General features: G+C 65.0%; 11 protein-coding genes. 3 read left to right on the top strand and 8 right to left on the bottom strand.

Annotation, left to right across the window (positions count from 1 at the left end):
- Positions 1 to 8: 8 nt before the first annotated feature.
- From gcl to A3AS_RS0101665, 8 genes are all read right to left on the bottom strand, one after another.
- Positions 9 to 1,799, bottom strand: a complete 1,791-nt coding sequence (gene gcl / locus A3AS_RS0101700) for a glyoxylate carboligase (protein WP_018315873.1) — start codon at positions 1,797 to 1,799, stop codon at positions 9 to 11.
- Between the two features lie 152 nt (positions 1,800 to 1,951).
- Positions 1,952 to 3,754 (bottom strand): adenine deaminase, encoded by a 1,803-nt coding sequence (locus A3AS_RS0101695; RefSeq protein WP_018315872.1) that lies wholly within the window; start codon positions 3,752 to 3,754, stop codon positions 1,952 to 1,954.
- A gap of 85 nt (positions 3,755 to 3,839) precedes the next feature.
- Complete coding sequence (locus tag A3AS_RS0101690; protein WP_018315871.1) at positions 3,840 to 4,637, bottom strand: NYN domain-containing protein; 798 nt, start codon at positions 4,635 to 4,637, stop codon at positions 3,840 to 3,842.
- A gap of 54 nt (positions 4,638 to 4,691) precedes the next feature.
- On the bottom strand, positions 4,692 to 6,191 hold the full coding sequence (locus tag A3AS_RS0101685; protein WP_026201567.1) for a tripartite tricarboxylate transporter permease: 1,500 nt from the start codon (positions 6,189 to 6,191) through the stop codon (positions 4,692 to 4,694).
- The gene (locus tag A3AS_RS0101680; protein WP_018315869.1) at positions 6,191 to 6,676 is read right to left on the bottom strand and encodes a tripartite tricarboxylate transporter TctB family protein; all 486 of its coding nucleotides are present in this window, start codon (positions 6,674 to 6,676) and stop codon (positions 6,191 to 6,193) included. The genes A3AS_RS0101685 and A3AS_RS0101680 overlap by 1 nt, the downstream gene beginning before the upstream one ends.
- Positions 6,673 to 7,641, bottom strand: coding sequence for a tripartite tricarboxylate transporter substrate binding protein (locus tag A3AS_RS0101675; RefSeq protein WP_018315868.1), 969 nt, complete (start codon positions 7,639 to 7,641; stop codon positions 6,673 to 6,675). The genes A3AS_RS0101680 and A3AS_RS0101675 overlap by 4 nt, the downstream gene beginning before the upstream one ends.
- Positions 7,642 to 7,747: 106 nt before the next feature.
- Positions 7,748 to 8,590 (bottom strand): IclR family transcriptional regulator, encoded by an 843-nt coding sequence (locus A3AS_RS0101670; protein WP_026201566.1) that lies wholly within the window; start codon positions 8,588 to 8,590, stop codon positions 7,748 to 7,750.
- A 201-nt stretch (positions 8,591 to 8,791) separates the two neighbouring features.
- A complete protein-coding gene (locus A3AS_RS0101665) occupies positions 8,792 to 10,921 on the bottom strand; it encodes an acetate--CoA ligase family protein (protein WP_018315866.1) in 2,130 nt (709 codons plus the stop codon).
- A 351-nt stretch (positions 10,922 to 11,272) separates the two neighbouring features.
- On the opposite strand from A3AS_RS0101665, the gene A3AS_RS0101660 reads away from it, so the two are divergent.
- The 3 genes from A3AS_RS0101660 (at position 11,273) to frc (ending at position 15,111) form a co-directional block, all read left to right on the top strand.
- Positions 11,273 to 11,968, top strand: coding sequence for a GntR family transcriptional regulator (locus A3AS_RS0101660; protein WP_161966556.1), 696 nt, complete (start codon positions 11,273 to 11,275; stop codon positions 11,966 to 11,968).
- 66 nt (positions 11,969 to 12,034) lie between these two features.
- Positions 12,035 to 13,768 (top strand): oxalyl-CoA decarboxylase, encoded by a 1,734-nt coding sequence (oxc, locus tag A3AS_RS0101655; protein WP_018315864.1) that lies wholly within the window; start codon positions 12,035 to 12,037, stop codon positions 13,766 to 13,768.
- A 65-nt stretch (positions 13,769 to 13,833) separates the two neighbouring features.
- Positions 13,834 to 15,111 carry a formyl-CoA transferase gene (gene frc, locus A3AS_RS0101650; protein ID WP_018315863.1) on the top strand — a complete coding sequence of 426 codons (1,278 nt, stop codon included), beginning with the start codon at positions 13,834 to 13,836 and terminating at the stop codon, positions 15,109 to 15,111.
- The last annotated feature ends 4 nt before the right edge of the window (positions 15,112 to 15,115 follow it).

Below are 15,115 nucleotides of genomic sequence, written 5' to 3'. Positions count from 1 at the left end.
GTCCTTCCCTATTCCGCCGGCTGCAGCACGCCTGGGCGCGCCCGCTCGACCTCGTCGAGCGGCAGGTCCAGCACCTCCTCGAACTCGACGATGTTGTCGATCTCCGTTCCCATCGCGATGTTGGTGACGCGTTCGAGGATGAACTCGACCACCACGGGCACGCGGTGCTTGGCCATCAGCTCGCGCGCGGTCGCGAACGCGGCCTGCGCGTCCTTCGGATCGGTGACGCGGATCGCCTTGCAGCCGAGGCCTTCGGCGACCGCAACGTGGTCGACGCCGTAGACGCCGATCTCGGGCGCGTTGATGTTCTCGAAAGAGAGCTGGACGTGATAGTCCATCTCGAAGCCGCGCTGGGCCTGGCGGATCAAGCCGAGATAAGAATTGTTCACGACGACGTGGATGTAGGGCAGATTGAACTGCGCCCCGACCGCGAGCTCCTCGATCAGGAACTGGAAGTCGTAGTCGCCGGAGAGCGCGACGATGTCGCGATCCGGGCACGCCGCACGCACGCCGAGCGCGGCGGGCAGCGTCCAGCCGAGCGGACCCGCCTGCCCGGCATTGATCCAGTTGCGCGGCTTGTAGACGCCGAGGAACTGGGCGCCGGCGATCTGCGACAAGCCGATCACGGTGACATAGCAGGTGTCGCGACCAAAGGCCTTGGTCATCTCCTCATAGACGCGCTGCGGCTTGATCGGGACGTTGTCGAAGTGGCTCTTGCGCAGCATCGTCTTCTTGCGATCGCGGCAGGCCGCGGGCCACGCCTGGCGCTCGCGGAGCCTGCCTGACCGGCGCCACTCCCTGGCGACGGTGACGAACAGCTCGAGCGCGGCCTTGGCGTCCGAGACGATGCCGAGATCCGGATTGAACACGCGCCCGATCTGGGTCGGCTCGATGTCGACATGCACGAAGGTGCGGCCCTTGGTGTAGGTCTCGACCGAGCCGGTGTGGCGGTTGGCCCAGCGGTTGCCGATGCCGAGCACGAAGTCGGATTCCAGCATGGTGGCGTTGCCGTAGCGGTGGCTGGTCTGAAGGCCGACCATGCCCGCCATCAGCACGTGATCGTCGGGGATCGCGCCCCACCCCATCAGCGTCGGCACCACAGGAACGTTGGCGATCTCGGCGAATTCGACCAGGAGGTCGGACGCATCGGCGTTGATGATGCCGCCGCCCGCGACGATCAGCGGACGCTCGGCGGCGTTGAGCATCTCCAGCGCCTTCTCGACCTGTTTTCGCGTGGCAGCGGGCTTGTAGACGGGCAGCGGCTCATAGGTCTCATCGTCGAACTCGATCTCGGCCAGCTGCACGTCGAGCGGCATGTCGATCAGGACCGGCCCGGGCCGGCCCGAGCGCATGACATGAAACGCCTGGCTGAACACGCGCGGCACCAGCGCCGGCTCGCGCACGGTAACGGCCCATTTCGTCACGGGCTTTGCGATCGACTCGATGTCGACGGCCTGAAAATCTTCCTTGTAGAGCCGCGCCCGCGGCGCCTGCCCGGTGATGCAGAGGATCGGAATGGAATCGGCGATCGCCGAATAGAGCCCGGTGATCATGTCGGTGCCAGCCGGCCCCGAGGTTCCGATGCAGACGCCGATATTGCCGGCCTTGGCGCGCGTATAGCCCTCGGCCATGTGCGAGGCACCCTCGACATGCCGCGCCAGAATGTGGTGGATCGAGCCGCGCTTCTTCAGCGCCGAGTAAAGCGGATTGATCGCGGCCCCGGGAACTCCGAAGGCGGTGGAGATGCCTTCCTTTTCCAGAATTCGCACGGCAGCATCGATAGCTCGCATCTTCGCCATATCGGACCTCGCTCGGTTCAAGTCAGCGAGCGAGATCATCGGGTGCGCGTGATGCGATCTCAACGAGATCGATTTTATTTTCCACGATGTGGCAGCCGCGGAAAAATCTTGGGCGTCTCAAACGGTTAGATCGAGAGTCGCGTGAAAGCGGATCACTCGAACAGCGGCGCCAGTTCCATCTGCGGCACCAGCACGAGGCCCTTGTCGGTGATGCGAATTTCCGGAATGACCGATAGGGGAATCAAATTGAAGCCCATATAGGGAATGGTGCAGCCGGCCTCGGCCCATTCCTTCTTCAACGCCTTGACCTCTTCGGCCACCTCCGTGACGCGCTTGTCCGAGAGCAGCCCCGCGATCGGTAGCGGAACCAGCGCCCTTACCTTGCCATCGGCGACGACGCAGACGCCGCCCTGCAGGTCCTTGATGGCCGCGATCGCGACTTGCATATCGGGCTCGTTGGTGCCGGCGACAATGATGTTGTGGCTGTCGTGTCCGACGCTGGAGGCGACCGCGCCGCGCTTGAGGCCAAAGTCCTTCAGCAGTCCATAAGCGACGTTGCCGGACGACTTGCCGTGGCGCTCGATGACCGTGACGAAGCAGAGGCCGTAGCGCGCGAACAAAGACGGCCAGTCAGTGGCGGGTTCGATCGCGACTTTGTCATGGATCAGCGTGATGCCCGGCAGCGCCGTCTTGATGGCATTGACGGTGCAGGCCTTCGCCGGGAGATCCGGCGTCAGCTTGACCTTCTTCGGCAGCTTCACCGTCGCGTAAGCCGCCTTTGGATATTGATAGCGGTGCGACAGCGCCTGATCGAGCAGCCCGGTGATCTTGCGGTTCTCGACCACGAGCTCGCCGCCATACCAGGTGCATTGTGGCTTGAGCTGGTCGTCCATCAGCACGAGGTCGGCGCGGCGGCCGCCGCCGAGGCCACCGATGTCGCCATCCATGCCGAAGCGCGTAGCGCCATGCAGCGAGCCCATCGACCAGGCCTGCTCCGGTGACATCCCGGCCTTCACGGCTTCGCGCACCACCCAGTCGAGGCCAAACATGAGCAAATCGTCGGCGTCGCGGTCGTCGGTGCACACGGCCGTGCGCTTGTGCGACGCACCGAGCTCGGTGATGGTGCGGATCGCCTGCGGCAGCGAATGCCATGGCGTCGTCGGCGGTCCGCCGCGCAGGAATACCCAGACGCCGGCATCGAGCAGATCGTCGGCGATGTCGCGCTCGATCGCCTCATGGGTGTCGCTGACACCGCTCGCCGCATAGGCCGCGACGAATTCGCGGCCGTAGACGTGGCCGGACACCGGACGTCCCCGCTTCAAGGCGGCCGCAAGGATGGCATGGCTGCGCTCGTCGCCCATCGTGACAGGCACGAAATCCATCTTCTCACCAAGCCCCACGGCTTCGGGCCAGCGGTCGAACAGGCCGGCGATCTTGTCCGGTGTGAGGTCGCCGCCGGCCGTTTCCAATTCGGCCGACGTTGCCGGCACCGTGCTCGGCACCGTCAAAAAGATCGAGAGCGGCGCCTCGCGCGCGTCCTCCAGCATCGCCTCGACACCGGCGACGTCCATGACATTGCCGATCTCGTGGCTGTCGCAGAAGATCGTGGTGGTGCCGTTGAGCAGCGCGGCCTCGGCATAGGCGCAGGCCGTCACCATCGAGGATTCGATGTGGATGTGCGGATCGACCAGGCCCGGCGCGACGATGCCGCCAGCGGCATCGTAGAGCGGCACGCTGGGCCAGATTTTCTTCGCCGCACCTGATGGCTTCACCGCCGCGATGCGCCCGCCGGTGATCCAGATCTCCCGACCGGGATGAATGCGTTCCGAATAGGTCGAGAGCATCCGCGCGCCGGTGATGACCAGATCTGGCGCGAGGCGAGCGGAAGCGACGTCGGCCAGGCGCCGGGTCATCGCATGCAGCGGGGCGACGGTGAAGCGGGTGAGTTTGGGCATCGGGACCCTCGCGCGGCGTTACGGCCCGGCGATGGTTACGCCCTGCACCAAACCGGGCAAGTGCAAATATGACGGCACGCCCTGCTTACGCCTTAGGCGCCGCGCCGCCTGCCCCCGACCTGGCAGGCCGGCGCGGGTTCCGCGTTCTTGCCGGCGGTGCAGCAATGGGCTTGACCCGAATCCGCATCGACCGGCCCTTCGGCTCATCGATCTCGAACGAATTCGTCTTCCGCACGAGGTCGCTCAGCTTGCGGAAGCCGTAGGTCCTCGGATCAAAATCGGAAGCGAGATTGGCGAGCTGCCGTCCGACTTCACCGAGCGCGACCCAGCCGTCCTCGCTCTCCATCTGGGTGATGACCTTCTTGATGATGGGCGTGGCGGCATCGGGCGGCTGAAGCGGCGCTGAGCGTGAGGATGCGTCCTGGGTGGTCGCAGTGCCGGCGAGCAGGTTCTCCGTATAGACGAATCTGCGGCAGGCCTGCCTGAAGCTTTCGGGTGTCTTCTGCTCGCCAAACCCAAAGACATCGATGCCCTGCTCCCGGATGCGGGCGGCAAGCCGGGTGAAATCGCTGTCCGATGACACCAGGCAAAAGCCGTCGAACCGGCCGCTGTGAAGCAGGTCCATGGCGTCGATGACCAGCGTGATGTCTGATGCATTCTTTCCCGTCGTATAGGCAAATTGCTGCTGCGGGATGATGGCGTGTTTGGACAGAATGTCGGCCCATCCCTTCGACCGCGCATTGGAGAAGTCGCCGTAGATGCGGCGAACGCTGGCCTCGCCGATCTTGGCGATCTCCTCGAACAGTCCGTCCGCGATTTTCGCCGACGCATTATCGGCATCGATCAGGACGGCGAGACGGGGCGAGCGAAGTTCTGACGGCATGGGGCATGTCCCTACGGATGGACGCGGCATCAAAAGACGCGTGCGCCGGGATGACTAATCTTCGGTCGCTTTGAACCGGCCCAGCCCCTTCAGCACAAACGGCGCCAGCAGCGCGATCAGGGCCAGCGCCAGCAGCGTCGCCGAGATCGGGCTCTGCAGCAGCGTCATGGGATCGCCGAGGCTGATCGCGAGCGCCCTGCGCAACTGGCTCTCGGCGATCGGGCCCAGGATCAGGCCGACCACGACGGGCGCGATTGGAAAATCGAACCGGCGCATCAGGAAGCCGAGCACGCCGAAGCCGGCAAGCATCGACAATTCGACCACCGACGGCTTTGCGGCGATGGTGCCCATGGTCGCGAACACGAGGATGCCGGCATAAAGCCACGGCTGCGGGATTGCGAGCAGCCGCACCCAGAGGCCGACCAGCGGCAGGTTCAGCACCAGCAGCATGCAATTGGCAATGAACAGACTGGCGATCAGGCCCCACACCAAGTCAGGCCGCTCGGCGAACAGCAGCGGCCCCGGGTTGAGGCCGTATTGCTGGAAGCCCGCCAGCATCATCGCTGCCGTCGCCGAGGTCGGCAGCCCGAGCGTCAGCAGCGGCACCAGCGTGCCGGCGGCGGAGGCGTTGTTGGCGGCTTCCGGCCCCGCGACACCTTCGATCGCGCCCTTGCCGAACTCTTCGGGGTGTTTCGTCAGCCGCTTCTCGGTCGAATAGGACAGGAAGGTCGGGATCTCCGCGCCGCCCGCCGGCAGCGCGCCGATCGGAAAGCCGAACATCGTGCCGCGCAGCCACGGCTTCCACGACCGCTTCCAGTCTTCCTTGGTCATCCACAGCGAGCCGCGCACCGGCTCGAGCTTCTCCTCGCTGTGGTGGCGTCGCGACGCGACATAGAGCGCCTCGCCGACCGCGAACAGGCCGACGGCCAGCGTCGTCACCTCGACGCCGTCGAGCAGTTCAGGGACACCGAACGCAAGCCGCGCCTGCCCCGTCAGCTTGTCGATGCCAACGAGACCGAGCGTCAGACCGATGAACAGACTGGTCAGGCCGCGAACCGGGGAATCGCCGAAGGTCGCCGACACCGTGACGAAGGCGACGCACATCAGCGCGAAATAGTCCTCAGGGCCGAAGCGCACTGCGAAATCGACCAGCCACGGCGCGAGGAAGGCCAGACCGATGGTGGCGATGGTTCCGGCGACAAAGGAGCCGATCGCGGATGTCGCAAGCGCTGGCCCGCCGCGGCCGGCCTTGGCCATCTTGTTGCCTTCGAGCGCAGTCGCCATCGAGGCGCTCTCGCCGGGCGTGTTGATCAGGATCGCGGTGGTCGAGCCGCCATACATGCCGCCATAATAGATGCCGGCGAACATGATCAGCGAACCGCCGGGGTCGAGCTTATAGGTGACGGGCAGCAACAGCGCGACCGTCAGGGCGGGGCCGATGCCGGGCAGCACGCCCACGGCAGTGCCGAGGAACACACCGATCAGCGCGTAAAGCAGGTTCATCGGCTGAACGGCGACCGCCATGCCGTGGGCCAGCGCGGCAAAAGTGTCCATCACAGCAGTCGCTCCAGCGGGCCGGTCGGAAGGCTGAGCGTGAGCAGCCGGTCGAACGCGAGATAGATCAGGGTCGACATCACGAGGGCGATGATGGAATCTACCAGGATGGCGCGGCGGCCGAAGGCGGCCGACGTCGTCACGAACAGCGCCGACGTTGCCAGGATGAAGCCGCCGCCAAAGCCGATGATGGCGATCAGCAGCGCAAGGCCGATGAGGATCAGAACCACGGGCACCGGATCGGCGCTCTCGCGCGCCGGCAAATTGCCGCGCAGCGCGTCGATGAAATTGCCGATCGCGAGCAGCGCGAGGCCGCTGGCGACTACGACCGGCATCGCCTCCGGCCCCATGCCGTACATCGCGGTGGATGACAGGCCGCGGGCGTCGAAGACCAGCAACGCAGCGAGACCTGCGAGCAGTGCAGCGATGACGATGCCGGCGCGATCGACGCGCCGCGGCGGCTGGGCCGGATCGCCCGAGGTCATGACTTGACCAGGCCGACCGATTTCAGCACGTCGGTGACGCGCACGGTTTCCTTCTTCAGGAAGTCGGCGAAGGCGTCACCGCCGAGATAGGCGTCTTCCCAGCCCTTCTGCTTGAGGATTTCCTTCCAGGCGTCCGACTTCACCATCTTCTCGACCGCATCGCTCAAGGTCTTGCGCTGCTCCGGCGTGATGCCGGGAGGCGCCACCACCGAACGCCAGTTGGCGATCACGAGGTCGATGCCCTGTTCCTTGAAGGTCGGGATTTCGCTGCCGGAGATGCGCTTCTCCGAGGTCACGCCGATCGCGCGCAGCTTGCCGGACTTGATCTGCCCTTCATATTCGCTGAGCCCCGAAATGCCCGCGGTGACCTTGCCGCCGAGGATCGCAGCCAGCGACTCGCCACCGCCGGAGAACGGGATGTAGTTGATCTTCTTGGCGTCGGCGCCGACGGCACCGGCGAACAACGCCGCCATCACATGGTCGACGCCGCCGGCCGAGCCCCCGGCGAAAGTCACCTTGGCAATATCGGCCTTCACCGCGGCGGCCAGATCCTGCGCGGTCTTGATCGGCGAATTCGCGGGAACCACGATTACCTGGATTTCCTCGGTGAGGCGCGCGATGGGCGTCACCTGCTCGAGCGTCACCGGCGACTTGTTCATGGCGAGCGCGCCCACCATGACGAAGCCGTTGACCATCAGCTGGTTGCCGTCGCCCTTGGCGCCATTGACGAACTGGGCGATGCCGACGCTGCCGCCAGCGCCGGGAACGTTGGTGACCTGCACGCTGCGCGCGACGCCCGCCGCCACCAGCGCCTGCTGCATCGAGCGCGCGGTCTGGTCCCAGCCGCCGCCCGGGGCCGCCGGCGCCATCAGCTTGAGCTCGAGCTGCTGGGCAAGGGACGGCGTCGCTGCCGCAAGGGTCAGCGCGACGGCTGCGCCGGCAAGGCGCGCGGAAAATTGGAACATAAGGACGCTCTCCAGGCTCATGCGGACGTTTGCCGCATTGTGTCGTTTGGTCGCATATCAGCCAAAACGGCCGATGCTGTCCAGCGACAGTGCCCGGGTTCCCCAATTAGCGCGGTATCGGCATCACCCCGCCGAGCGCGACGGTCAGCTCGCCGGCGACCTCGCGCACGATCTGGCCGATCTCCGGCAGCCTGTCGTCGGTCAGGCGGCTGGTCATGCCTGAGACGGAAATCGCCGCAAGCGGCTCGGCGCAGTCGTTGTAGACCACTGCGGCAATACAGCGCAGCCCCATGCAGGCCTCTTCATCGTCGAGCGCAAAACCTTGCTTGCGGATTTTTTCGAGCTCCTTGAACAGGTCGCTCGGCCGCACGATGGATTTCTCGGTCAGCCGGGGCATGCCGTGATGGCGGATGACGGCGCCGACGTCCTCATCGGAATAGGTTGCGAGCACGGCCTTGCCGACGCCCGACGTCACCATGGGAACGCGGCCGCCGACCTGGGTCAGCGAGCGCATGATCTCGCGGCTCTCCATGCGGGTCAGCACGATGATGAACTCATCGTCGACCACGGCGAGATTGGCGGTCTCGCGGGTGAGATCACGCAGCTTGCGCAAGTAGGGAATCGCCTGCGTGGAGAAATTACGCCGCCGCGCGAAGCTCGCGCCGACCGTGAAGGCGCGCGAGCCGACGTGCCATTTGGATTCGGTGCGGTCGAACTGCACGAAGCGGCGGCTTTCCAGCGTCGCCAGCAGGCGGTGCACCGTGGAAGCCGACAGGCCGGTGCGCACCGCCAGATCGCTGAGGCGATAGCCTTCGTCGTCCTCGGCCAGCGTTTCCAGGATCGACAGCGCGCGATCGACGGACTGCACGCCGCCGTCGCGCGTGTCGTTATCGGCCTCCGATGCCGATCGAGGCTCGAGCGATTTGCGCCGGATCACGTTCTTGCTCATCGCGACCTGCATTCGTTCTTCTTCCCCTCTCCCCGCTTGCGGGGCCGAGACGAGCTCCGCTCGCTCTGAGAGGGTCAGGGTGAGGGGGAGCCTCCGCAAGGACGGCAGCAGTCAGACTCGCGGAGAGTCCCCCTCACCCGGAATTTGCTGCGCAAATTCCGGCCTCTCCCCGCAACCGAGGAGAGGCGAAGGTCGTCATACTCAGAGCAGCCCTGCCCCGCGCGCCCATTTGTACTTGGCGCCGAGCACCTCGACCGGCAGCTCGGTCGAGTAGGCGTAGGCCGGAATGCCGTTCTGGTAGAGATATTCGGCGGCTTCCTCGACCTCGACGTCGCCGGCGAGCGAGGCGACGATCGGCTTCACGAAGCCTTTCGCCTCCATCTCCTTCTTCACCTCGACCATGTTGCGGGCGAACACCATCGGCGGCGTGACGATGGTGTGCCAGTAGCCGAGGATCAGCGAATGGATGCGCTCATCGGAGAGGCCGAGCTTCACCGTGTTGACATAGGTGATCGGCGGCTCGCCGCCGGTGATATCCACAGGATTTCCGGCAGCCCCGAACGGCGGGATGAACTTGCGGAAGGCCGCATCCAGATCCGCCGGCATCGACATCAGCGACAGGCCGTTGTCGACGCAGGAGTCCGACAGCAGCACGCCGGAGCCGCCCGCACCGGTGATGATCAACACGTTCTCGCCCTTCGGCGTCGGCAGCACCGGCACGCCGCGGGCGAATTCGAGCAGTTGCCGCAGCGAACGAGCGCGGATCACGCCGGACTGCGCCAGGACGTCCTCGTAGATCTTGTCGTTACCGGCGAGCGCGCCGGTGTGCGACGAGGCCGCCTTGGCACCAGCCGAGGTACGACCGGCCTTGAGCACGACGACCGGCTTCTTCTTGGAGACGCGCTTGGCGGCTTCCGCGAAGGCGCGGCCGTCCTTGAGGTCTTCGCAGTGCTGCGCGATCAGATTGGTGTTCGGATCCTGCTCGAAGAAGGCGAGCAGATCGTCCTCGTCGATATCGGACTTGTTGCCGAGGCCGACGATGGCCGAGACGCCCATCTTCGCCGAGCGCGAGAAGCCGATGATGGCCATGCCGATGCCGCCCGACTGCGACGACAGCGCCGCGTGGCCCTTGACGTCGTAAGCCGTGCAGAAGGTCGCGCAGAGATTGGCCGGCGTATAGTAGAAGCCGTAGATGTTCGGCCCCATCAGGCGGATGTCGTACTTCTTGCCGACCTCGACGATCTCGGCCTGCAGCTCGGGCGCGCCGGCCTCCGCAAAGCCGGACGGAATCAGCACCGCGCCCGGGATTTTCTTCTCGCCGCATTCGGTGAGCGCCGCAGCGACGAACTTGGCGGGGATCGCGAACACCGCCGTGTCGATCACGCCAGGCACGTCCTTGACGCTCTTATAGGCCTTGTAGCCGAGGATCTCGGCGGCCTTGGGGTGGATCGGATAGATGTCGCCCTTGTAGCCGCCGTTGATGAGGTTCTTCATCACGGAGTTGCCGATCTTGCCGTCCTCGGCGGAGGCGCCGACCACGGCGACCGCCTTCGGCTGCATGATGCGGCTCATCGCCGCGACAATCTCTTCGGTCGGGCGCGGCTTCGGCTTCGGCACATAGGCGAAGTCGACGACGATGCGCACATCGGCGGCGGTCGCGCCCTTCGCCGTCGCGAACACCGGATTGAGGTCGAGCTCGACGATTTCAGGGAAATCGGTGACGAGCTGCGAGACCTTGACGATGACATCGGCGAGGGCGTTGCGGTTCACCGGCTCGCCGCCGCGCACGCCTTTCAGGATCTCATGTGCCTGGATGCCGTCGAGCATCGAGAGCGCGTCTTCCCTGGTCGCAGGCGCGAGGCGGAAGGTGATGTCCTTGAGCACCTCGACCAGCACGCCGCCGAGGCCGAAGGCGACGAGCTTGCCGAACGAGCCGTCGGTGATCGAGCCGACGATGACCTCGGTGCCGCCAGCCAGCATCTGCTGCACCTGGACGCCGTCGATCTTGGCATCGGCCTTGTATTTCCTGGCGTTGCCGAGAATGGTCTCATAGGCCTTCTCGGCTTCTTCGGCGGTCTTGAGGCCGACGATGACGCCGCCGGCTTCGGTCTTGTGGAGAATGTCCGGCGAGACGATCTTCATCACGACCGGGAAGCCCATCGACGAGGCCATCTTGCCGGCCTCGCCCGCCGACTTCGCCACGCCCTCCTTCGGCACCGGAATGCCATAGGCGTCGCAGACCAGCTTGCCTTCCGGGGCCGTCAGGCTGGTGCGGTTGTCCGCCTTGACCTGGTCAAGCACCTTGCGGACGGCTTCTTTGGAATTGGACATGTGGCTTCTCCCTTGACCTCAGTTCGTTCTTTTCAAAGCGCGCGCGTGGTTTTGCGGCTGCCCGTGATGCTTGCCATTCGCCGCGCTCTGTTCCATTCCGCGGAACGGAGCGGCATAAGCGCCAGACTACTCCGCCGCCGTGGATCAAAAATGGCTGGCGATGGCATTTGGTATGCCAGAAGCCAACTTGTCAAGCTGCAGCATTGCTTGGAACGCCGCAAAAAATAGCCAGCTTGACATTCTGGCATGTGGTATGCCAAAAACTTTCCCGTTAATAATCCTGTAAAAGACGACTCCCACTGGAGGAGATTCGTCGTGTCACTGCGGAAACCAACCAAGGCGTTGCCGAACATGGCCGAGGCAGATATCGCAATCGTTCGTATTGCCCCGGAGAGCAGCTTCAAGAACAAGGCCTATGACGCCTTGAAGGAAGCCATCCTCAGGATGGACATCTATTCGACGCCCGAGCCGGTGATGCTCGACGAGCGCGCGCTGTCCGAACGTCTGGGTGTCAGCCGCACCCCGATCCGCGAAGCCATCGCGATGCTCGAGCAGGACGGCTTCGTGAAGACGGTGCCGCGCCGCGGCATCATGGTGGTGCGCAGGACCAAGAGCGAGATCGTCGACATGATCCGCGCCTGGGCGGCGCTGGAGAGCATGGCCGCGCGCCTCATCACCACCACGGCGCGCAAGAAGGACATCACGGCGCTGCGCGACTACTTCAAGGACTTCGGCAAGGATCGCCTGCCCGAGGATCACGTCGAGGAATATTCGCGCGCCAACATCGCCTTCCACCAGGCGCTGATCTCGCTGTCGGAATCTCCGGTGCTGGTCGATCTCACCAACGACCTGCTGCTGCACGTGCGCGGTTATCGCCAGCTGACCATCGGACGCAAGGACCGCACCGCGACCTCGCTGCCCGAGCATCTCGGCATGATCGAAGCACTGGAGGCGCGCGACACCGAGCTCGCCGAGAAGCGCGCCCGCGACCACACTCTCGGCCTTGCCGCTTACGTCGAAGCGCACGGCCAGGAACTGTTCACGTAACCAAGCAACGTTCACCAGAAGGGCGAACAATTCGCCCCGCTATATGAGACCAGGGAGACAAGGCCCATGCTGAATACCGCGACCAAGTCCGAGGCACCGGGCACCGAGCAGGAGCTGACGGATGGCTTCCATCTCGTCATCGACGCGCTCAAGCTGAACGGCATCAACACCATCTATAATGTGCCGGGCATCCCGATCACGGATTTGGGCCGCATGGCGCAGGCCGAGGGCATCCGCGTGATCTCGTTCCGCCACGAGCAGAACGCCGGTTACGCCGCAGGCATCGCCGGCTACCTCACCAAGAAGCCCGGCGTCTGCCTCACGGTCTCCGCGCCCGGCTTCCTCAACGGTCTCACCGCGCTCGCCCACGCCACCACCAACTGCTACCCGATGATCCTGGTCTCGGGCTCGTCCGAGCGCGAGATTGTCGACCTGCAGCAGGGCGACTACGAAGAGATGGACCAGCTCGCGATCGCAAAGCCGCTGTGCAAGGCGGCCTATCGCGTGCTGCACGCCCAGGACATCGGCATCGGCCTGGCCCGCGCCATCCGCGCTGCGGTCTCGGGCCGTCCGGGCGGCGTCTATCTCGACCTGCCGGCAAAGCTGTTCGGCCAGGTGATGAGCGCTGATGCCGGCCAGAAGTCGCTGGTCAAGGTGATCGACGCTGCGCCCGCGCAGATCCCCTCGCCCGCTTCGGTCAAGCGTGCGCTCGACGTGTTGAAGGGCGCAAAGCGTCCGCTCATCATCCTCGGCAAGGGCGCGGCCTACGCGCAGGCCGACGAAGAGATCAAATCCTTCGTCGAGAAGAGCGGCGTGCCCTTCCTGCCGATGAGCATGGCCAAGGGCCTCCTGCCCGACACCCATCCGCAATGCGCCGGTGCGGCCCGCTCGACCGTGCTGAAGGAATCCGACGTCGTCATGCTGATCGGCGCGCGGCTGAACTGGCTGCTCTCGCACGGCAAGGGCAAGAGCTGGGGCGAAGCGCCCAAGAAGTTCATCCAGGTCGATATCGAGCCGCGCGAGATGGACTCCAACGTCGAAATCGTCGCGCCCGTCGTCGGCGACATCGGCTCGGTCGTCTCTGCCTTCAATCAGGCGATGGGTACGGGCTGGACCGCCCCGCCCGCCGAATGGACCAAGGCGATCTCGTCCAAGCGCGAAGAGAACGTCGCCAAGATGGCGCCGAAGCTCATGAACAACAAATCGCCGATGGACTATCACGGAGCGCTCGGCGTGCTGAAGAACGTCATCAAGGAGTACCCCGAGGCGATCCTCGTCAACGAAGGCGCCAACACGCTCGATCTCGCCCGCGGCGTGATCGACATGTACCGCCCGCGCAAGCGTCTCGACGTCGGCACCTGGGGCGTGATGGGCATCGGCATGGGCCAGGCGATTGCCGCCGCGCTCGAGACCGGTCACCCCGTGCTCGCAGTGGAAGGCGACTCGGCCTTCGGCTTCTCCGGCATGGAGGTCGAGACCATCTGCCGCTACAATCTGCCGATCTGCGTCGTCATCTTCAACAATGACGGTATCTATCGCGGCACCGACGTCAACGGCGCCAACGCCGATCCGGCGACGACGGTGTTCGTCAAGGGCGCGCGCTACGACAAGATGATGGAAGCCTTCGGCGGCGTCGGCGTGAATGCCACCTCGCCGGACGAGCTCAAGCGTGCCGTCAACGAAGCCATGAAGTCCGGCAAGCCGACGCTCATCAACGCGGTGATCGATCCGGCCGCGGGCTCGGAGAGCGGCCGCATCGGCAACCTCAATCCGCAGAGCGTTCTGCAGAAGAAGAAGTAAGTCCACCCCTCAACCCTTAATTCCCTGCGGTTGGCGGGGGCAGACACAGAGTACGGAGCAACACGATGACCAAAGCGCTTACGGGCGTTCGCATTCTCGACTTCACCCACGTTCAATCAGGACCGACCTGCACGCAGCTGCTCGCCTGGTTCGGCGCCGACGTGATCAAGGTGGAACGTCCGGGCGTGGGTGACATCACCCGCGGCCAGCTGCAGGACATCCCGAACGTGGACAGCCTGTATTTCACCATGCTCAACCACAACAAGCGCTCGATCACGCTCGACACCAAGAACCCCAAGGGCAAGGAAGTCCTCACCGAGCTGATCAAGAAGTGCGACGTGCTGGTGGAAAACTTCGGCCCCGGCGTGCTCGACCGCATGGGCTTCCCCTGGGAGAAGATCCAGGCCATCAACCCGAAGATGATCGTCGCCTCGATCAAGGGCTTCGGCCCCGGACCGTACGAAGACTGCAAGGTCTATGAGAACGTCGCGCAGTGCACCGGCGGCGCCGCTTCCACCACCGGCTTCCGCGACGGTCTTCCGCTCGTCACCGGCGCGCAGATCGGCGACAGCGGCACCGGCCTCCACCTCGCGCTCGGCATCGTCACCGCGCTCTACCAGCGCACCGTCACCGGCAAGGGCCAGAAGGTTACGGCTGCGATGCAGGACGGCGTGCTCAACCTCGCCCGCGTCAAGCTGCGCGACCAGCAGCGCCTCGCCCATGGCCCGCTGAAGGAATACAGCCAGTACGGCGAAGGCATTCCGTTCGGCGACGCCGTGCCGCGCGCCGGCAATGATTCCGGCGGCGGCCAGCCCGGCCGCATCGTCAAGTGCAAAGGCTGGGAGACCGATCCCAACGCCTACCTCTATTTCATCACCCAGGCGCCGGTCTGGGAGAAGATCTGCGACGTGATCGGCGAACCCGGCTGGAAGACCCATCCCGACTACGCCAAGCCGCCGGCCCGGCTGTCGCGCCTCAACGAGATTTTTGCGCGCATCGAGCAGTGGACGATGACCAAGACCAAGTTCGAGGCGATGGAAATCCTCAACAAGGACGACATCCCCTGCGGCCCGATCCTGTCGATGAAGGAGATCATCGAGGACCAGTCGCTGCGCGCCACCGGTACCTTGGTCGAAGTCGACCACCCCACCCGCGGCAAGTACATCTCGGTCGGCAACCCGATCAAGCTGTCGGATAGCCCGAGCGACGTCGAGCGCTCCCCGCTGCTCGGCGAGCACACCGACGAGATCCTGCGCTCCGTGCTCGGCTTCTCCGACCACCAGGTCGCCGACATCCACAAGTCCGGCGCGCTCGACCCGCCGCAGAAGCAGGCCGCGGAGTAAGCGG

The sequence above is a fragment of the Bradyrhizobium sp. WSM2793 genome (assembly GCF_000379585.1).
GTDB lineage: Bacteria > Pseudomonadota > Alphaproteobacteria > Rhizobiales > Xanthobacteraceae > Bradyrhizobium.
The sequence above is the reverse complement of the archived record's forward strand: the minus strand, read 5'-3'. Positions and strand labels throughout refer to the sequence as shown.